The organism is Halopenitus persicus, assembly GCF_002355635.1.
Lineage (GTDB): Archaea > Halobacteriota > Halobacteria > Halobacteriales > Haloferacaceae > Halopenitus > Halopenitus persicus_A.
In genome coordinates, this window is sequence record NZ_AP017558.1 from 234,704 (window position 1) to 254,907 (window position 20,204).

A 20,204-nucleotide genomic window follows, 5' to 3' on the forward strand; every position below is an offset into this window, starting at 1 on the left:
GGAATCGGTCATACGATCACCAGGGAACGCCTGCGGTAAGAAAGGTTTCAAAGCCCTTTTGACTAATTACTCAGTAAGTTGTTCTACCACCCGCCATGGATGACGACCCGGCGACCGAGATCCTCGAGGCCACCCATCGTGCCCTGTGCCGGCACGGGTACGCGGATCTCACGATCAAGGACATCGCCGCCGAGGCCGACCGGAGCACGGCGTCCGTCCACTACTACTTCGACGACAAGGGGACCCTCTTCGTCGAGTTTCTGGAGTACCTCTATGACCGATACACCACCCAGCTCGCGACCATCGACGGGGATACCGCACGCGACCGACTCATCGCGCTGTTGGAGACGATCCTCGCCGACGACGACACCGGGACCGGACTGGAGTTCCGGACGGCGATGCTCGAGGTGATGGCACAGGCGCCGTACGACGACGCCATCCGCGCGCGGCTCGCCGCCTTCGACGACGTTCTCTTCGACCGGATCCGGGCGATCATCGAGGACGGCATCGACCGCGGCGAGTTCGACGCGAGCGTCGAACCGAGCGTCGCCACCGAGTTCCTCGTGACCGCCGTCTCGGGCGCGTACACCCGGCAAGTTGCGATGAACCGCTCCGCCGAACGACTCCGCGAAACGCTGACTGGATACGTCGAGACGCGGCTGCTTGCGGACTGACCGCCGGTCGTGTTTTCACCCGATTCGATGGAGCCCGGTCCGACGTCGCTCGATTCGAGGATCCGTGTCGCTCACGGAGGTACGTTTTTATATCTGGTTCAGGATCCACACGTCATGTCTCTCCTCCAGGCAGGCATCCCGGGCACCACGGAACTGTTCATCATCCTCTTGATCGCCGTGATCCCGCTCGCCGTGGCGGTGGTGGCGTCCGGATTCATCTACCGGGACGCGAAAAAGCGGAACAGCGGCCACGCGCTGGCGTGGGCAGTCGGCGGGTTCTTCGGCGGGTTCGTGGTCTGGATCCTCTATCTGGTCGTTCGGGACGAGGTCGGCTCCGGCGGCGGAACCGCCGGCGGTCGATCCCGCGTGTGAGGGGGATGGACCGGGACGAATACAGCTCCAGTTCGCTCCGTTGGATATCGAGCCGAGCGCGGCGGGTCGCCGAAGGGAGTGAACTCGGGCAAAGATCCATTTCGACGGGAGCACGGGTCGTCCGATGTTGGCCACCTCGGTTCTCAGGGACAGCCGCTATCGAGTTCGAGGCCCATCGGATCGATTCGATGTACCACCGATCAACTACACATCTGCGCTCGCATCGACGACACATCGAAAGCCGATGTTCGACGTCGAGCTATCGGGGGTGTTCTTTGATCGGGCGGCCACCCGGTAGCGATTACACCACGAGCGGTGGCAGAGATGTGACCCGCCCCGCATCACCCGCTGGTGACCGGTTTCGGGACCGGTTGGATTCTCGTGGCTGTAGGCGTCCGTCGTGTGGTAGTCGGAGCTAAACCAGTCGGCACACCACTCCCAGACGTTGCCAGCGACGTTGTAGAGCCCATACCCGTTCGGCTCATAGGCGTTTACGGGTGCAGTTCGACGATACCCGTCCGCACCGGTGTTGGTCTCGGGGAAGTTCCCTTGCCAGATGTTACAGCGATGCTCACCGTTCGGTGTGAGATCGTCACCCCACGGGTATCGGTTGCCCGTGAGCCCGCCGCGGGCCGCGTACTCCCACTCGGCTTCCGTCGGTAAGCGCTTTCCAGCCCACTCGGCGTACGCCTGCGCATCGTTCCACGAGACGTGCGTTACGGGATGCTTGAGTCGTTCCCGTTCGTCCAACACGTTCGAACTCGGTCCGTACGGCCGCACCCAGTTCGCACCCTCGACGGCAACCCACCACGGCGCTCCGGCGACGGTGCCTCTCGCGTCGGCCGCATCGTCCTCGGCGAGGAAGTTCTCGAACACGAACGACCACCCATAGCGTTCGGCGTCCGTCGTGTACCCAGTGTCGCGGACGAACTGGAGAAACTCCGCGTTCGTTACTGCGTACGTGTCGATGTAGAACGGGTCGAGCGTCACCTCACGGGTGGGTCCCTCGCCGTCCGCCGGGAATCCGACGTCGCTATCGGTTCCCATCGTGAACGCGCCTCCGTCGAGCCGGACCATCGACGTCGTCCGGTCGTCGTTCGTCGTCGCAGGAACGGTTGAGCGACGGTCGTCAGCGGTTGCTCGCTCGTCACTGCGCGATGGCTGCTCGTCGCTTCGATCGGGCGCACAGCAGTCGGGATCGCGGTCGGTCATCTGCAGTCGGTGCTACGGCTCACGTTCGAATCCCGGGCCCTCGTAGTCGTCGTACACGACCTCGGGATGCTCGCAAACCACGTGTGGGTTGTAGATAGCCGAGTCGGCGTCGATGACCCGACCGTCCGGGAAGTGGTACTGGTTCGGATCGCCTTTCGAGGGACCGAACGTGTGGTCCTCCGTCAGTTCCCGATCCCGCTCGCGGATCTCGTCGATTTCCTCGAAGTCGATCGTTTCGTTCGTGAGCGCCCGGAGATCGGCCAGGGCGTCGTCGTCTTCGGCGTCCCGTGCGGCGGCGTCTGCAGCGAGATCGTGCCTTTCGAGCGGGTCCGCCTCGAGGTCGAACAGCAGTTCGGGGGCGTCCTTGAATCGAACGTACTTGTACTTGCCCCGACGAACGCATCGGTACTGGTAGTCGTCGGTCTCGCCCGGCAGACGTTCGAGGAAAAACCCGTCCACGAAGACTGGCCGTGACGTCGGTTCGGTTCCCGTTCGGAGGCTCGACGCGAGATCGCGGCCGTCCAGGTCGTCGGGGGTGTCGACTCCGGCGAGGCCACAGAGCGTTGGATAGAGATCGACCAGACTCACCGGCGTGTCGACGTACGTCGCTTCCCGGTCGCCGGACCGGTGGTCGGGGAGTTGGATGAGCAGCGGGACTTTCGCGGACGCTTCGTGCCACGTCATCTTTTCCCAGAGACCGTGTTCTCCGGCTAATTCACCGTGGTCACTCGTGTACACGACGATCGTATCGTCAAGCAATCCTTCGCGTTCGAGACGCGAGAACAGGTCGCCGAGTATCTCGTCCACGTAGTCCACGCACGCGAAGTACGCAGCTCGCGCACGCTGGCGTTCCTCCTCCGAGACCTCCCTCGATTTCGTGAACTCGGCGAGCGCGCGTGTCGCCGGGTGGTCGTACGTGGCCGAGTCTTCGACCACTTTCGGTTCCGGGACGTCATCCGGCCAGTAGCGCTCGAAGTGCCGGCGAGGGACCGTTCGAGGCCAGTGTGGCCGACTCAACGAGGTACAGAGGAACCACGGCTGATCCGGATTTCGGTGTTGCTGCTCGCGGATGAACGCGACCGTTTCTTGGGCAGCGTTGTGTTCCTGAAGGAGGCTTTCCGGGGTGTTCGTCACGCCGACATCGGTGATGAGGGACTTCCAATCCGTCGGGTTTCCCTTGTGGGGATTCGGCGGCTCGCCCTGGTGGCCCATAAACCCGGTGAGATCACCGTAGGGTCGATGATCGAACCCGACGAACTGTCGGTCTCCACCGAGGTGCATCTTTCCGATAAGTGCAGTGTTGTAACCGGCATCGGAGAGCGTTCCCGGAAGCGTCGGCAGATCCGGAAGGACCGCCGAGTTCGACCATCCGCCCGAGCGCGCCTCCTCCCGCCCCGTGAGAATCGCTTGTCTCGATGGACCGCAGATCGGTGCTGGACAGTAGGCGTTGCCGAATCGAGCGGCCGATCCGGCGAGGTCGTCGAGTGTCGGCGTCCGGACGGGTTCAGGCGTTCCACCCTCGCTTTCAGTCTGATGGCTGAGATGTCGGAAACTATGTTGATCGCTCATCAAAAAGAGAATGTTCGGTTGGTCCCGTCCCATACGTATTCTTCCGCTCGAAGGCTCAAAGATGTACTCCTTGCCGATGCTCTCGCGTACCCGCGACGAATGTGTGTGGCGCCGTCGCTCTCGTGTGTGACGCCGTCGCTCTCGTGTGTGACGCCGTCGCTCACCTCCACCCCTCAGCCGGATGTGGCCGTCACGTCCCCGACTCGGCGTCAACGCGGTCGAGGTACGTGCGGATGCGGTCAGTGTCGAGATGGTCGAGGATCCGATCGTGAGCTCGTTGCGTCCGTCGTTCGATCTCGTCGTCGCTAACGTACGCAGCAAGCCGGTCGTCTATTTCGGCTTCCCGCAGTTCGACGACGCTCTCGTCCGAGAGCTCGATCTCGTCGGGACTGTGTTCATCGAAGTACTCCCGCCAGCGCTCCCGATCCCCCCATTCCGGATCGCGTGCGTGCTCCCTCCGCACCCAGTCGACGCGTTCGGCAACGTCGTCCCAATACCCCTTCTCCCGGCGTACGTCGCCGATGACGTGTCGTCCGACTGCTGCCCCATATCCCGCAGCGGTGATCGCCTGCTGGCTCATCTCTTCGACGGGCGATGCGATATAGAGTCCGTTGATCGGCGTGCGGCCGTGGGCATCCGCATACGAGCGATCGAAGCGTTCGGCTTCCTCGCCGTTATGCTCGTGCGTTTCGAACATCTCGTCGTCACCGTCGAGCGGATGCAGGTACTCACAGCCGTAGCGTGTGGCAGCGATAACGCGATCCGCTTGCAGAGAGTGCCCCTCCTGGGTTTCGATGCTGAACCCCGTCTCCGATGCACGGGTTACGGATTCGACGAGGTCGGAAACGATCTCGCAGCCCGCCGTTTCGACGTGGGCGTGCAGCAGGTCGGAGAACGTCTCGATGTCGATTCCGGCCGGGAAACCGAGATAGTTCTCGAGGTGAGCGCACCGACGAAGCGATGATCGGCCTCGGTCAAAAATGACGGTTTCAAGACCTGCACGCGCGGTGAACACGCCCGCGGAGCAACCGGCAGGCCCGCCACCGACGATGACGACCTCGTACTCGGATGCAGGCTCTCCGTCGATGGATTCGTCGGCACTCATACATCGCCCCCGTCAGTGACGACGTCCGCGACGCGTTGCCGGTCGAAGAGTCGTTCGTCGCCGAACGTATCCGGGTAGAGTCCCTGCGCCGCCTGTTCCAGCTGGAACAGGTGAATGATCGGTCCCTGGTACGTTATGCCGCCGTAGATGACGCGGTCATTCTGCACGGCCTGGAGTTGGCCGGCGACGTCGTGATCCTGGAGGTGTGACCGAATTTCGCCGTCGAAGTACTCCTCGGTGATTTCACCTTGCAGTCGGATCGCGAGGGCGTCCGGATCAATGTGCAACAGCGTTTCGAAGTCGATCGCCCCACCGCCAGCCTGGGCGTCAGTGATGCCGTGTTGGGCGAGCGCGTCACCGACCTCGAGGTCGTTCCAGTGTTTGGACTGGGTCCCCTCGCCGATGAGATACGGATAGAACGATTCCGGCGGCACGTCCGCCGGATACAGTAACGCGATGTCGGGCGTTTCGTCCGGGAGTCGGTCGCGGACGTCCGCGAGCACCTCGTCGTGGTACTGCTTGAACGCCTCGTAGCGCTCCCGTTCTTGGAACACGTGGGCGAGCTTCTCGAAGGCCTCGTACAGTGAATACGACGTGTAATCGTGCCACTCATAGGCGCTCGAGAAGACGGTGTTGCCGAAGAACGGCGCAACGTTCCTCCGGATCTCGTCGACGTCAGCGTGGCTCCACTGGAGGCGGTTCAGCATAAAGTTCGGATCGATGATGTGGACGTCCGCGTCGAGATCGTAATAGATCTCCTTGCCGGTCCCGCCCTGCCAGAGCTCCGTGAGCTCGTCCTTCGCAACGGAGACGCCGGGGAGTTCAGCATAGAGATGCGATCCGAACCGCGCTTTGACGCCGATCGCGGCGAGGCCGTCCCCCTGGCCGAGGGCGACGCCCATATCGGCATAGTCCGCAGTGTAGGGGAACCACGTTTCCGGAACCGACTCGAATTCGAGCGTTCCGACCGGTTCCATTGAGACGGTGTACGATGCGTCCGCCGTGGTGGTTCGAGTCGACGTCTCGCCGGGGGTCTCCGTTCCCGTGGCTGGCCCAGTCGGATCCGGAGACGGCTCCGTGCCGCCATCGTCGGTGCAGCCGGCAAGTACGCCACTGACGATCGCCGCCCCACCATACTGCATCACATCACGCCGCGTTGGACCTCCAGTCGGCGGTGAATCCCGTCCCATATTTTTAGGCCAGCCTAAAACAGTATAGTCGTTTCGATCGGGGGGCCGACCCTCAGGACGGATTCGTGCGGCGCCGCACACCCGGGACGCATCGGCGGCCCGTATTCAGAACGGGTACCCGCAGTGAGGACATTCATCCTCATCGTCGGGGACGTGTGATGCAAGGACGTCACCGTCCGACATTCAAGGACGGCCTCAGTTCGGTATTCAAGGACGGCCTCAGTTCGGCAGCAAGGACGGTCTCAGTTCGGCATTCAAGGACGGTCTCAGTTCGGCAGCAAGGACGTCACCGTCCGGCATCACCTGTGTGCACGCACGAGGGGCCCGACGCGATCACGCATCGTCGATGGCGGCGACCGGCTCGCCCACGGGACGGTCCTCCTTGTGGTCGAGCGCCCGTCGCTGGAGCTCGTCGATCCGTGGCACGTCGGTCACGTTCGAGAGGACGACGAGCGCTTCGAGCGTCGAGGAGCCATCGCGAGGGTCGTCGCCGGCGAGGACCTCGACCGTATCGGTCTCCCGTTCGAGCCACTGGCGAGCGCTCTCGAAGCCGCGCCGTGAGAGCTCGCTCGGCGGGCCGGACAGGACGACGAGGACGCGTTCGGCGCTGGAGACGTCGCACGGCACCGTCAGCCGCGAGGTGGTGGCCTGCTGGACGAGCGAGTTCACCCTCGCGGCGTCGGTCGTCCGCTCCGGCTCCTCGGACCCATAGCCGAACAACGACAGCAGACGGGCCAGCAGTCCCGTCTTCCCCGAGTCGATCTCGATCGTGGCGCGACCGATCGACGCGATGCCGCCCGGCTCGAGCGTCCGCACCACGTCGCTTGCGTCCACGGCGTTCTCGGCGATCGGCGACGAATCGCGTTCTCCCGCGGCGAACAGGGTGAGGATCCGTTCGGCCAGCGACCGTGCCGCCTCGTCGTGGTCCGGCGACTCGGAGCGCAGCCAGGCGTCGTGATCAAAGGTGATCGTGCTCTCCGCCTCGGGGACGATCGACCGCAGCGCGCGGGCGGCGTTGAGTGCTGCCGTCCCGCCGTCCGACTCGTCCGGCAGGACGCCAAGCGCGTACACCGGTTCGTCGTAGGTCGCCTGCAGCTCCTCGACGAGCACCGATCCGGCGCCGCTGCCGGTCGCGCTTCCGAGTCCCGCGACGACGAGGACGCCGTCGGCGTCGTAGACGTCGATCGTGTCCAGCGCGCGACGGATCTCGGGAAGGTCGCCGCGCGTCACCTCGGCAGCGAGCTCGGGGCCGCCGTCCACGCCGTCGGCCGTGACCTGGGGGTGGGTGTCGCCGATGAGGACGCGACGCTCCTCGGGAACCGTCTCGACGTCGTCGGTCATCGTCCGGGAGATGTCACAGACGAGCGCGTTCCCCCCGGAGAACGCGCGGCCGGTCTCGGCCTCGAGATCGCGGACGTGGTCGACGATCCGGCTGCCGGTCGTCCCGACGCCGACGAGTGCGAGCTCCATCGGCTAGACGACCGGGTCGAGGTCGTTGTTCTCGTCGGTGATCAGGTCGTTGATCTCCTCCTCGCGGACGGCCTCCTGCTCGGCGATCCGCTCCTGGGCATCGACGGCCTGATTCTGGATCTCCTTGATGCGCGGGGTCTCCGTGACGTTCGAGAGGAGCACCGCCGCCGCGAGCTGGGGTGACTTCTCGCGTGGGTCGTCGCCGACGAGGACCTCGACCGTGTCGGCCTCCTGTTCGAGCCACTGGCGCGCGCTCTCGATTCCCTTCCGGGAGAACTCGCTTGGGGGTCCGGACAGCACGACCAGCACGCGGTCGGCGCTGGAGATCTCGGCGGGCACCGTGAGCCGGGAGTTGACCGCCCGGCGGACGAGCCCCTGGATCTTCGTCGCCTTGCTGCTGTCGTCCTCGGGCTCCGCGTCGTCGGTGCTCCAGCGGTCGAGCAGGCCGCCGGTCGCGGCGTCGTTGTCGACCTCGGTGGCGGCGTAGCCGATCGTGGAGACCCCGCCCGTGTCGAGCGTACGGATGATGTCGCTCGAGTCCATCGCGTTCTCGGCGACCTCCGAGTCGTCCGTTTCGCCGGCCGCGAGCAGGGTGACGAGCCGGGCCGCGAGCTCGCGGTTCATCTGTTCGTAGCCCTCCTCGATCGTCTGCTCGCGGGCCCGCCAGGCGTCGTTGTCGAAGCCGATGAAGTTGTCGACCTTGGTGACGAACGACTGCAGCGACCGGGCCGCGTTCAGCGCCGGCCGGCCGCCCTCGTACTTGCCGGGCAGGACGCCGAGTCCGTAGACCGGCTCGTCGTACATCTCCTGGAGGGTCTCGATCACGACCGGGCCGCCGCCGCTGCCGGAGCCGCCGCCGAGCCCCGCGACGACCAGCAGCGCGTCCACCTCGTGGATCTCGACGTCGTCGAACGCGCGCCGGATCTCCTCGATGTCGGCCTTTGCCACCTCGGCGCCGACCTCGACGTCGCCCCCGACGCCGTGCCCCTTCGCCTTCTGGTTCGTGTCGCCGATCAGGACGCGGCGGTCCTCGGGAATGTAATCCGGCTTCGCGAGGTCCGTCCGCGCGGTGTTGATCGCGTGGACGTGCTGGCAGAGGTTCCGATCGGTTTGGGACTCGAACTCGAGCATCCGGTCGACGATCTTGCTCCCGGCGTTCCCGACGCCGATCGTGGCGAGCTTCATACCCTCCGTTCACGCGCCAGGGGTTTTAAAATCGATGTAATTTCAGTTTGATACGTTCACCGACGAAACTATTACTCGATACGGACGCCGCGATGACGTTCGTCTGACGAACTCCGGAATTCCTCGTGATCGTCCCCACTTTATCGCGAACGGTGCTGCCCGCTTCGGTGAGTGGTGCGTCACACACCGACCGGCGAAACTAATGAATTCATATTGAAACGTCTGGACGACGATGACGGTCGACCGACCGGTTGATCCAACCACCGATCGCCGAACCGAACGACTGGTCGAGTTACCCAACCACCGATCGCCGAACCGAACGACTGGTCGAGTTACCCAACCACCGATCGACGAACCGAACGACCGCGCTCCTCAGGCCGAGGTAACCGACCCTTCCTCGTTCGGCTGCACGACGACGAACCCGTCCTCGCCGGTGAACGCCATCTGGATCGACTCGCCGGACTTCTGACCGATCTCGATGGCCTTGTTCGTCTCGAGTGATGGCGAGAGGCGTCCGCTCCAGGCGACGGTGGCGTCCGGATCCGTGAACACCGGGGGCTGCAACACGACCGGATCGCCGTGGGTCGTGAGCGCGATCCGACCCGGTCCGGAGAGATAGACGTTCGTGAGACCTCCCGCGGCCATCCCGGAGAGGCTCCCGACCGTATTGATCTCGTAATCGACCGTCGACTCGAACGCGAGGACGTCGTTCCCGTTAACCGAGATCGACTCGCCGTCGTCGAGCTCGAGGACCTGCACCTTCTTTCCGTTCTCCGCGACGTAAAGGTGACCGGTCCCCTCGGCCTCCATCACCGGCGTTCCCTCGCCGCTGACGGCCTCCTTGAGAAAGCCCGAGACGCCGCCCTCGGCCGACGATCGGCCCGTGAACGTGACGTCGCCCGTGTACGCGACCATCGATCCCGCCTTGACCATCACGGTGCCGTCGAGCGAGATGCCGAGGAGCCGGTTGTTCTCCGTTCGAAACGCATCGCCGTCGCCGGTCGGCGCGTTCGCCCGCGTGAATTCCTGAACGTCCATCGTGACGTCACGGGATCGGTCGGGATGGTACTAAGACGTCCGGATGACTCAAACCTCGATTTGGGTCTTTTCGGCCTCGTCGACGTTCCGCCGGAATCCCTTTGGGGACGGCTCCCGGAGCCACCAGGTATGATCGACGAGACCGTCGCGGAGATCCGCGCGATGCAGACCCACAGCTCCTCCGTCGTCGCTGTGAAGGCCGCCGAGGCGCTCTCCGACCTCCTCGACCGGGAGTACGCGTCCCTCGATGCGTTCGAACGGGACCTCGAACACAACGCGGGCATCCTCCGCCGGTCGGACACCTCCCACGCCGCCCTCCACAACGCGGTCCGGGACGTCGAACGCGCCGTCGTCGGCGAGGCGAACTCGGTTGAGGGCGCAAAGCACCTGCTCGAGACCGCCATCGCCGACGCGGTCGAGGCCGTCGAAACGGGCAAACGTCGAGCGGCCGAACACGCCGCGAACCTCCTCGCCGACGGGGACACGATCCTCACGCACGACTACTCCTCGACGGTCCTGGAGGCGGTCGAGAACGCGACCACCGAGGGAACGCACCTCTCGGCGTACGTGACGGAGGCTCGCCCCCGATACCTCGGCCGGAAGTCGGCACGGGTGCTGTCGGCGAACCCGCGCGTCGACGCGACGATGGTAGTCGACGGTGCGATGGGTCACGCCCTCCGAAACTGCGACCGCGTCCTGCTGGGGATGACCTGCATCACCGACGGCACCTACTACAACCGGATCGGCACCTTCCCGCTCGTGACCACCGCCGCCGAGCTCGGGGTTCCGGTGACCGTCGTCGGCTCGGGCGCGAAGATCATCGAGTCCTTCCGCTTCGAGAACGACTTCCGCGACCCCGTCGAGGTGATGCGCGAACCGATCGAGGACGTGACGATCGAGAACCCGGCCTACGACGCGACGCCGGTCGAGGCGGTCGATCAGGTCATCACCGACGAGGGCGACGTCCCGATCGACGACCTGACGGCGACCCAACCCACGGCCTGACGGCGACCCAACCCACGGCCTGACCGTATCGGAGGCAGGCCGGCCGGGGAAACACCCACGAGGGTGGCGGTCCTGTCTCGAGTATGTCCAACCCGACCGATGTGGCCGACTCGGAACAAGCGGCCGACTCGGAACAAGCGGCCGACTCGAAAGGAACAGCCCCCGACGCCGACCCCTTCGTCGTTCGGATCCTCCTGTACGACGGATTCGACGAGCTCGACGCCATCGGTCCCTATGAGGTTCTCGCCACCGCCGGCGAGTTCCTCGCGGACCGGCCCTTCGAAGGGGACCTCGACGCGACCGCGCCGGCCGCCATCGACGTCGAGTACGCAACCCTCGAACCGCGCGATCGCGTCGTCGCGAGCCACGGGACGCGGATCGAGCCCGACGGAACGCTCTCGGTTCCGGATCGAACGGGGGACGCCGCGCCCGTCGCCGATCATCCGGATCTCCTCGTCGTTCCGGGCGGGGGGTGGAACGCTCGCGACGCCGAGGCGAGCGCGTGGGCGGAGGCGCAGCGCGGCGTCATTCCGGACGCGCTCGCCGCACTCGCGGAAACCGACGTCCGGCTGGCGTCGGTATGCACCGGGACGATGCTGTTTGCCACCGCGGGGATCACCGATGGTCGCCGAGCGGTGACACACGCGAGCGCGATCGACGACCTCCGTGAATCGGGAGCGACGGTGGTGGACGCTCGGGTCGTCGACGACGGCGACCTCGTGAGCGCCGGCGGGGTGACGTCCGGGATCGACCTCGGACTGTACCTCGTTCGGGACGTCTTCGGCGACGCGCTCGCGGGCCGGGTCGAGACGGTGCTCGAGTACGAATCGCGAGGAACCGTGGCTGGGCGGCCGGCCGACTGAGCACGACGAGCATCCCGTCGACGAAGCACGATGGATTCCGGGCCGATCCCGCCGGTGGCGGCTAGATTCGACGCGGATGGCAATACATTTAGTATGCTACAGATACGTTCACGGACTGATGCCGCTCCGCCCAGCCGACACCGACCTGCTCGGGGAGATCGCGATCTCCATCGCGCGGGAGAACTACGGCTTTCTCTACGTCGACCGCGTGAGCGAGGAGATTCGGGACCGGTACGAGTCCGAGGACACCGGGCTGACGAAGGCGAGCAGCCTGAGTCGCTCGGATATCAAGGAGTCGCTCCAGGAGATCGCCGGGCAGGAACACGAGGACTTCCGGCGGATCCGGTCGGGCGTCTACTACTACGACCCGTTCTCGACGGGCCACGACAACCGGATCCCGAACCGCCTCAAGGACCTGTTCTTATCGACACAACAGGTCGTCACCGCAGAGCAGATCCGCAACGAGTTCAACCTCGCGGTCGACGACGTGGAGTTCTTCGTCGACAAGCTGGTCTCGAACGACATGCTCTTCCGGATCGCGGCGGGCTCGCGGGAGTACTACTCGGTCGGGTCGCTGTTGAAGGAGCAAACGGGCCAGAACAGGCTCGAGGACGAACTCAGGGAGCAGTCGCGCGGCAGCGAACCGCTGGGCATCCTGTCGCACGACGAGCTCGAGCAGATCATTTCGGTCAACGCGACGACCGACGTCATCAGATATCTGGAGGGACAGCTCGGCTTTCTCGCGGACCTCGACGGCGAGTACCTCGTGTGGGGCGCGCTCGAGGACTACGGCCGGTGGATGGCCGAGGAGATCGCCGACGACGTCATCTCGGAGTTCGACGACGTGGGTCACGCGATGCCCACGAGCGAATACCGTGAGGTCGTCACCGCCCGCATCGAGGGGCGGACCGACATCCTCGAGAACGTCAGCCGGTCGGAGCGCGATGACGTGATCGACGCGGTCGAGGAGGGGCTCCAGGCGGTCGTCGACATCGACGTCGACGGCCGGATCGCGGTCCATCGCGCCCCGCTATCCGAGGAGATCGACGCCCACGCGGAGAAGATCGTCTCCCCGCTGTTGGCGGACACCGCGGCCGCGACCCCTTCGGTGATGAAGGAGGAGGCAGAAACCGAGATCGAGGATCTCCGGCTGGCCGACAGCGAGGAGGCAAACCGATATCTCAGAGAACAGGTGCGCGAGCGAGCGAACGGCAAGATCGAGGAGGCATTCTAACCGATGCGAACCAGATTCAGCGACTTCACGACGAGCGAACAGAACGGGACGACCTTCGTGACGGCCGTTCCCCAGAGCAGCGCGGACGAGCCGGTCCGCTTCGACGCGAGCATCGCCGACCGGGGATCGGACGACGACCCGCAGGCCAACTGGGAGGAGATCATCTCGACGCTCGCCCAGGGACACCTCGGCAACGAGTTGATGATCGAGGGCGGCCGCGGCGTGATCGACAAACGGGTCGCGATCGACGCGCTGGTGGAGTCGGACGCCGAGCACGTCCGAAACGAACACGCCGCCCACGCCGTCCTCGAGTACCTCGCCGACCAGGAGATCATCTCGATCGACGGCGAGGAGGTCGTCGTGTTGATGTCCTACGAGAAGATCCGCGAGGAGGGGACGAGCTCGATGCTCAACAACTGGGCGGCCACGCTCGACGCCTGCGTCCAGCGGATCGACTCCGCGATCGATCGGGTCAAACAGAACCAGGAGACGCTCCAGCAACACTTCGAGGACCTCTCGGACACCCAGAACCTCGAACAGGAGTACGCCCGGAAGGCCGACGAGCTGAAACAGGAGATGAAGGGACTGCTGGCCGGGCGGATGCCCTCCGATCTCCCGGACGACGAGAAACGGCGGTTCGAGATGCTCCGGAAGCGGTACCACCGCTACGAGATGTTCGAGGAGAAGGCCGCCTCGCCGGTCGCGGAGACGCAGGGGCCCGAGATCCTCGGCGCGGTCGTCGAGGACATGGAGAACATCAAGCTGCTGTTGATAGACCAGAGCCAGGAGTTCCGCAAGCTGGCGCTCTCGGAGAACTTCACGGAGAGCGGCGCGCTTCAGGACCTCGAGAACCTCGAGAGCTTCGTCGCCGAGTTCGGCGACGTGACGGAGCCGAGCGAGCAGATGGAGGAGAAGTCCGACGACGAGTTCGTCGAGGACCTGTTCGACATGCGCGAGTCGACGACCTCCGAGGAGGTCCAACAGCTCGACGAGGACGCGACGCTCGAGACGACACGGTAGGGCGGGATGTTCGCTGCATCGTTCCTCGGGACCTTGCGGCACACGCAGGACCGGACCACGGAGGAGCTTCGAAAGCGCCGCTACGACGACGCCGACGACGACGCCTGGCACGTCGTGGCGGACGCGCTGGATTCGGTCTGTGACCTCGTCGATCTGTGTCTGCTCGGCGTCCCGCTTCCGACGACCGACGGGGTCGCCTCCCGGCGTGACGACGAGGCGATCGCGACGATCCTCGACCAGTGGTTCGAGCGTGACCCCTGGAACGACGGGCACGGGTCGATGACGCCCGCGGAGGTCGGATCGGACGTCGACCTCGATCCCGCGGATCCCTCCGTCAAGCGGGTCGAGACGGTCGCGGAGACGGTGATCGTCCCGCTGTCGACGGCCGGTCCGCGGGCGGCGAACTGGGACGTCCTCTTCGACCGTCTGGTCACCCACGCCGTCGCGGTGACGTCGGAGTGCCGGAAGCTCGCCGACCGGCAGCGCATCGACGGCGCCACCGACCTGGCGGCCGCCTGGGAGGGGGTCGCGGACCTGCTTGGCGACCTCGCGGCGTTCATCGCGTTCGTCCGCCGGGCGGCCGCCTGGACGAACGAACCCGACCGGGAGACGATCGATCGCTCCGAGGCCGCGTTCACGGCCGCACGGACGTTGACCGACGAGACCACCACCACGACATGACACGGAACAACCTCAACCCGATCAAGACCGACGACCAACCGACCTCACACGTCCGCGTCGGGGCGAGCAAGGTCGGCGCCGACGCCGACCTCGTCGAGGTCATCCACAACGACCGGAGCGCGTACTTCCGGGTCGAGACCGAGGACGACCAGATCGTGAGCAACATCGGGAACAAAGCCTACATCAACGCCAACGTCGAGCATCTCTTCGGCGGGATCGACTTCTCGGGGGGCGACAAGTTCGTCGTCGACGGGAGCGCGAGCCTGGCGTCGATCCCCGCGGCCGACTCGGCGACCGTCCACCCGAAGACGGTCGCGCCGGACGTCCTCGAGGAACACCTCCGGTCGGAGGAGTACCTGCTTCACCGGATCGAGGAGGTCGCGGAGGTCCGGGGGTCGCTCGTCCGCTTTACCGTCACCGAGGCCGAGCCGGGCGCCTACTCGACGCTCCGCGTGACCGAAGATACCGACCTGGAGTTCGTCGACGAGCCCGCGGAGCCGCCACGACAGCCGACGGGAGCCGGCCAGCGCGGCGGTCCCGGTGGCGGCTCCGGCCGACGCGGCGGCGCCGGGGGCGGTCCGGGCGCCGGCGGACCCGGGGGACGAGGCGCTCCCGGCGGCGAGGGACGACCGGACGACGGAGCGACCGTCTCGATCGAGCCGACGGTCCCGAACGTGAGCTTCGAGGAGGACGTCGCCGGGCTGGAGTCGGTCAAGGAGACGGCGCGGATGCTGCTGGCCCTCTTCGACACCGAGATCCGCGAGCGGATCGTCGAGATGTACGGCGACGAGTTCGCCGAGCGGGGCGGGAGCATGCTGTTGTACGGCCCGCCGGGCTGCGGCAAGACGCACGTCTCGGAGGCGATCGCCTACGAGGCGAAACACGAGACCGGGATCGAGGACCAGTACGGCGAGGTGGTCTTCCTGGAGATCCGCGGCAGCGACATCCAGTCGAAGTACGCCGGCGAGGCCGAAAAGAACGTGAGCGCCGTCTTCGACCAGGCCCACCGGATCGCCCAGGAGGAGGGGTTCGCCGTCCTCTTCTTCGACGAGATCGAGACGCTCATCCCGGACCGGAGCGACGACAACCTCCAGCGGCACGAGCGGGCGCTGACGAACGCGTTCCTCCAGGAGATGAACGACGTGGAGGACAACCTGCTCGTGATCGGCGCGACGAACATGCCCTTCACGATCGACCCGGCCGCGACCCGGCGGTTCCCGATCCAGCAGTTCATCGAACAGCCCGACGAACGGGTGATGTCGGAGGTCTGGCGCAAGCAGCTGGGCTCCCTGCCGAACACCGACAGCATCGACTTCGAGCGGCTCGGCGAGGCGTCGGTCGGCTACACGCCGGCGGAGGTTGCCGACCGCATCCTGGGCAGCGACCTCCAGCGCGAGCTCATCCGGAGCGTGATCGACGGCGAGCCACAGGAAGTGACCACGGAGTACCTGCTCGACCGGCTCGAGGGGACCGAGCCGAAGACGGTCAGACAGTACGTCTCGAGCGTCCGCGAGCAGCTGGACGACCTCGAGGGCTACCCGGAGATGCGCGATTACGTCCACGAACAGGCCGACGAGCACGGGATCGATCTCCAGGGAGGACCCGGCGGTCCCGGGGGCAACGCGCTCTCCTCGCTGCTCGCCGACCAGGAGGACGGAACCGGCGAGGGTGGATCGGATGGGGACGCGGGCTCCGATGGAGGCGGATCGGATGGCGGAACGGGTGCCGGCGAGGGCCGACGAGGTGGCGGTTCGGGATCCAACGCCGGGGAAACGAGCGCAGGCGAGACCCCCATGTCCGGGGATGGATCGGCCGCCAACGATGGACCGGCCGAGCAAGCGAGCGAGGGAGCCATCGGGAACGCGGAACCGGTCGACCGGGGTGACCGGTGATGCCGGCCGGGTCGGCCGAGTACGTTCGGACGTCCTCCTTCGAGGTGGGCGAGCTGGACGCGTGGGCGGTCTCGGCGGATCGCGTCTGCATCCTGGCCAACGGGACGGAGGTGTACGTCGTCGGCGAGGAACGCGACCAGATAACCCTGCCGTCGGCCGCCGAAAGCGTCGCGTTGAGCGACCACCTCTACGCGGTCACTGACGACGGGGTCGACGCCTACAGCCTCTCCGGGACGCGGCTCTGGCGCGTGTCGATCCCGGATGCGGTCCGCGTGGCCGCCCCGGGCGAGAGCGGCTTCGCGGTCGTGTTGACCGCGGACGACGAGCTGGTCGGGCTCGACGCGACCAGCGGCCAGGAGCGGTTCCGCGTCGACCGGCCGCACTCGGACGTCTCGGCGACGCCGGCGGTCGTCTGTACCGACGACGCCCTCGTGTTGGCGGCGTGGTCGTTCCTGTCGGTGCTCGGGCCGACCGGCGAGAGCCGGCTCCAGAAACGCGTCGACGGGGCGATAAGCGATCTCGGCGTGGTCGGGGACACGATCGTCTGCGTGATGAAGGACGCACGCTGCGTCGGGATCGACGTCGAAACCGGCGACCGGAAGTGGAGCCACGACTGGCAGGTCGACCGGATCGACCCCTTCGGCCGCGAGGAGATCATCCTTCGGGCGGAGGGGGAGATCCGGTCGATCGACGCCGACGGCGAGTGGACGACCCTCGAGCTCGACGACGGCCTGCCGGTCACCGCCGCCGGCGGCGAGCCGGTCTGCGTGATCGTCGACACGGTCGCGAACGTCTACCGCCGCCTCTCGGAGGAGTGGACGCTGGATGCGACGGTGCTCTCGGAGTCGCTGACCGCCGCCGCCGACGCGATCCACGCGGAGCTGCACAACGTCGGCGACACCGCGGCCGCCGCAACGATCGCGATCGACCTGGTCGGGGCACGGTGTTCGGACCCGAGCCACGAGGTGACGCTGCTCGAGGACGAGTCCGAGCGCCTCCGGTTCCCGCTGGCGTCGATCGACGACGAGGTCGTCGAGGCCACGATCACGGCCGATGGCGAGCCGATCGTCGAGGAGCGGCTCCGGGTCACGGGTGGGAACGACTCGATCGACGTGACCGTCACGCCGACGCGGCTGACCCCGGAGGGGCTCCGCGTGTCGGTGACGCTCGCGAACACGACCGGCGTCCCCGTCGAGAACGTCCGGATCAACCCGATGAACGAGCGCGTCGACCGGATCGACCCCAACGACGAGACGACGCTTACCCTCGAGGCGCCGGCCGACGGCACGCTGACGATCTCCGACGCCAACAGCATCCGCCGCACGATCGACGTCCCGCGGCCGGAGGATCCCCTCGCCGCCGAGTGCGAGTTCGGCGACGACGTGGCCGTCGTCCGGGTGCGAAACGACTCAAGGGCGACCGTCGTCGACGAGCTGACGATCGATGGCGAGGCGCTCGCGACGTCGGTTACCCGGACGTTCGAGGGCGGCCCGGGCAGCGTCCTCGAGCTGGTCTCGCCGCCCCTCGAGGCGGGAGCCACCACGGTCTCGGTGACCGGCCACTTCCTCGACCACGAATCCGAGATCGAGGTTCCGGAGTCGGCCGTCGTGAGCGCCGGCGGGAAGGCTCACGCTCCGTCCGCGACCGCGTCCAGCGGCGGAGCGGTCGGCAACGGCGGGTCGGTCGGCGGCGCTCCGAACAGCGACGCCGCGGCGCCCGGCAGCGGCGAGCTCGAATTGGAGCGCCGGATCGATCCCCTGCCGCCGGTCGTGGGCGACCTCTGCCTCGAGCACGTCGACGTCGAGAACGTCGGCCACGGCCCCGAGGCGGTGACCGTGAGCACGCCCGACGCCGCGCCGGTCACCGAGACGATCCGGCCGGGGGAGTTCCGCACGTTCACCCGGCTCCACTCCTTCACCGGCGTCGGCGAGGACGTCGTCCCGCCGGTGACCGTCGAGAGCGGCGGCGTCGAACGGACGGCGGGCAAGCTCGACACCGATCCCGACGTCCCCGAACTGTACTGTCGGGGACTTCTGCTTCCCGACCGCGACGGATACGTCCTCGAGGTGACCGCGGTCAACACGGCCGAGAGCCGGCTCCGCGTGCGCGACCTCGCGCTCGACGTCTACGAGTTCCGCGACCCCCCCGAAGAGATTCACGTCCCGCCCCACGAGTCGGTGACGTCGACATACCCGGTGGAGGGGCCGGATCCAAGCAGCGTCGGCGGCTACGACGGCCTCCGATACGTCGCCGACGGCTCGGTCGCACCCGCCCGCGAGCTGGAGGTGCTCGTCGAGGCTCCCACGGGGGGTGCGGACGGACTCGACACGCTGGCCGTCACGGTCGACCCGGAGACGGCGATCGACGCCGACGGCGGGACGGTGGCGATCGCCCTCGAGAACGGCGGCGGGTCGACGGTGACCGACCTGTCGATCGCCGCCCGCGGGGAGCAGGTTCGGACGATCCTCTACGACGAGGACGTCGTCCCGGAGCTTGCGCCCGGCGAGACCCACGTTCACTACGTCGACGCCGAGGGCGTCGAGGGCGGCCTCGACGTCGCGGTGGACGTCGACGGAACCGTCGGGGGTGTCGACCACGAGGAGACGTTTTTCATCGTCGGGTCGCCGGAGTCGGTCTCGATCGACCGCGAGACGGAGCGGAGCGGCCCGGACCACTCCCCGCGCGTCTCAACCGGCTTCTCGGTCGAGTGATCGCTCAGGGAGAGGAACCGCTCAGTACTCGATGGCGCCGGCGTACCGGTCCAACAGAAGGACGGCCGCCGCGCCGCCGACCGCCGCGAGGCCGAACCGCGGCGCGGCGGCACCCCACGAGGACCCCGTGTCCGCGAGGACGCGCCCCACCTCGACCAGCGGCGCGCGCAACGCGCCGACGATGAGGCTCACGAGGAAGGCGACGGTCGCCGCCCGGTAGGTCGCGAGCGCGCGGCGCACTGCATGCGCGACCGTGAAGAGGCCGACGACCCCGCCGCCGCAGAAGACGATCACGGGCGGCGCCGCCGCGAGCAGCGCGTCCGGGCTCCCGCCCGAAACCGCGCCGAGGACGGCGTCGATGAACGTCGAGAGGGCGTCGGTCATTCGCTCGTATTGGCCGAGAATGACGAGCACGAGCGACCCGGAGACGCCGGGCATCACCATCGCGCTCACCGCGAGGGCGCCGGCAAGGAAGACGACCGCGAGCCCGTCGCCGAGCGCGCCCGCGGCGTACCCCGAGACGAGGAAGGCCACGACGAAGCCGGCGACCGCGGCGGCCTTCCGGCCCGGCGTCGACAGGTCGACCTCGTGTCGGAGGACGACCGCGGAGGCGGCGATCAGCCCGAAGAAGAAGCCGAAGGTGACGACCGGTGCGGCCTCGAGCAGGTGCTCGACGACGCGCAGGACGGTCACGATCGCGGTTCCGATGCCCGCCCCGAGCACGAGGAGGAACGGGCCGTCCATCTCGAGGAACGCCGCGCGGGCGTCGGGCAGGTTTTTGGGGCGGATACCGACGAGGACGCGCCGGACGCGCCGGGGGTCGACAGCGGTCACCGCCGCGATGAGACGCTCGTATATCCCCGTGATCAGCGCGATCGTCCCGCCGGAGACGCCGGGGACCGCGTCGGCACATCCCATCGCGACTCCGCGCAGATAGACGCCGAGCCACTCGGGGACGACCGCCTCAGGGGCGTCGACCATCG

At 66.9% G+C, this 20,204-nt stretch carries 17 protein-coding genes; 9 read left to right on the top strand and 8 right to left on the bottom strand.

Annotated features, from left to right (window positions below):
* Positions 1 to 95: 95 nt before the first annotated feature.
* Both CPZ00_RS01120 and CPZ00_RS01125 read left to right on the top strand, forming a co-directional pair.
* Positions 96 to 674, top strand: a complete 579-nt coding sequence (locus tag CPZ00_RS01120; protein WP_096388980.1) for a TetR/AcrR family transcriptional regulator — start codon at positions 96 to 98, stop codon at positions 672 to 674.
* 114 nt (positions 675 to 788) lie between these two features.
* The gene (locus CPZ00_RS01125; RefSeq protein ID WP_096388981.1) at positions 789 to 1,046 is read left to right on the top strand and encodes a hypothetical protein; all 258 of its coding nucleotides are present in this window, start codon (positions 789 to 791) and stop codon (positions 1,044 to 1,046) included.
* Between the two features lie 204 nt (positions 1,047 to 1,250).
* Here CPZ00_RS01125 and CPZ00_RS01130 read toward each other — a convergent pair whose 3' ends face one another.
* The 7 genes from CPZ00_RS01130 to CPZ00_RS01160 form a co-directional block, all read right to left on the bottom strand.
* Positions 1,251 to 2,258 carry a formylglycine-generating enzyme family protein gene (locus CPZ00_RS01130; protein WP_096388982.1) on the bottom strand — a complete coding sequence of 336 codons (1,008 nt, stop codon included), beginning with the start codon at positions 2,256 to 2,258 and terminating at the stop codon, positions 1,251 to 1,253.
* A gap of 12 nt (positions 2,259 to 2,270) precedes the next feature.
* Positions 2,271 to 3,860, bottom strand: coding sequence for a sulfatase family protein (locus CPZ00_RS01135; protein WP_096388983.1), 1,590 nt, complete (start codon positions 3,858 to 3,860; stop codon positions 2,271 to 2,273).
* A 157-nt stretch (positions 3,861 to 4,017) separates the two neighbouring features.
* Complete coding sequence (locus CPZ00_RS01140) at positions 4,018 to 4,932, bottom strand: NAD(P)/FAD-dependent oxidoreductase (protein WP_096388984.1); 915 nt, start codon at positions 4,930 to 4,932, stop codon at positions 4,018 to 4,020.
* Positions 4,929 to 6,122, bottom strand: coding sequence for an ABC transporter substrate-binding protein (locus tag CPZ00_RS01145; RefSeq protein ID WP_172861733.1), 1,194 nt, complete (start codon positions 6,120 to 6,122; stop codon positions 4,929 to 4,931). Before CPZ00_RS01145 ends, CPZ00_RS01140 begins: the two co-directional genes overlap by 4 nt.
* A 333-nt stretch (positions 6,123 to 6,455) precedes the next feature.
* A complete protein-coding gene (locus CPZ00_RS01150; RefSeq protein ID WP_096388986.1) occupies positions 6,456 to 7,592 on the bottom strand; it encodes a tubulin/FtsZ family protein in 1,137 nt (378 codons plus the stop codon).
* A 3-nt stretch (positions 7,593 to 7,595) separates the two neighbouring features.
* A complete protein-coding gene (locus tag CPZ00_RS01155; RefSeq protein WP_096388987.1) occupies positions 7,596 to 8,777 on the bottom strand; it encodes a tubulin/FtsZ family protein in 1,182 nt (393 codons plus the stop codon).
* A 372-nt stretch (positions 8,778 to 9,149) separates the two neighbouring features.
* Positions 9,150 to 9,815 (bottom strand): AIM24 family protein, encoded by a 666-nt coding sequence (locus tag CPZ00_RS01160; protein WP_096388988.1) that lies wholly within the window; start codon positions 9,813 to 9,815, stop codon positions 9,150 to 9,152.
* Positions 9,816 to 9,944: 129 nt separating this feature from the next.
* Between CPZ00_RS01160 and CPZ00_RS01165 the strand changes: the two genes are divergently transcribed.
* The 7 genes from CPZ00_RS01165 (at position 9,945) to CPZ00_RS01195 (ending at position 19,221) form a co-directional block, all read left to right on the top strand.
* Positions 9,945 to 10,820 (top strand): translation initiation factor eIF-2B, encoded by an 876-nt coding sequence (locus CPZ00_RS01165; RefSeq protein WP_096388989.1) that lies wholly within the window; start codon positions 9,945 to 9,947, stop codon positions 10,818 to 10,820.
* A gap of 83 nt (positions 10,821 to 10,903) precedes the next feature.
* Positions 10,904 to 11,683: a DJ-1/PfpI family protein gene (locus CPZ00_RS01170; RefSeq protein ID WP_096388990.1), complete on the top strand. Its 780-nt coding sequence runs from the start codon at positions 10,904 to 10,906 to the stop codon at positions 11,681 to 11,683.
* 118 nt (positions 11,684 to 11,801) lie between these two features.
* Positions 11,802 to 12,917 carry a hypothetical protein gene (locus CPZ00_RS01175; RefSeq protein WP_096388991.1) on the top strand — a complete coding sequence of 372 codons (1,116 nt, stop codon included), beginning with the start codon at positions 11,802 to 11,804 and terminating at the stop codon, positions 12,915 to 12,917.
* Positions 12,918 to 12,920: 3 nt separating this feature from the next.
* Complete coding sequence (locus tag CPZ00_RS01180) at positions 12,921 to 13,937, top strand: hypothetical protein (protein ID WP_096388992.1); 1,017 nt, start codon at positions 12,921 to 12,923, stop codon at positions 13,935 to 13,937.
* A gap of 6 nt (positions 13,938 to 13,943) precedes the next feature.
* Positions 13,944 to 14,618, top strand: a complete 675-nt coding sequence (locus tag CPZ00_RS01185; RefSeq protein WP_096388993.1) for a hypothetical protein — start codon at positions 13,944 to 13,946, stop codon at positions 14,616 to 14,618.
* Entirely contained in the window at positions 14,615 to 16,510 is a 1,896-nt protein-coding gene (locus CPZ00_RS01190; protein WP_096388994.1) for an ATP-binding protein, read from the top strand. Before CPZ00_RS01185 ends, CPZ00_RS01190 begins: the two co-directional genes overlap by 4 nt.
* Positions 16,510 to 19,221, top strand: a complete 2,712-nt coding sequence (locus CPZ00_RS01195) for an outer membrane protein assembly factor BamB family protein (protein ID WP_096388995.1) — start codon at positions 16,510 to 16,512, stop codon at positions 19,219 to 19,221. The genes CPZ00_RS01190 and CPZ00_RS01195 overlap by 1 nt, the downstream gene beginning before the upstream one ends.
* Positions 19,222 to 19,242: 21 nt before the next feature.
* Here CPZ00_RS01195 and CPZ00_RS01200 read toward each other — a convergent pair whose 3' ends face one another.
* On the bottom strand, positions 19,243 to 20,202 hold the full coding sequence (locus CPZ00_RS01200) for a DUF368 domain-containing protein (RefSeq protein WP_096388996.1): 960 nt from the start codon (positions 20,200 to 20,202) through the stop codon (positions 19,243 to 19,245).
* Positions 20,203 to 20,204 lie beyond the last annotated feature (2 nt).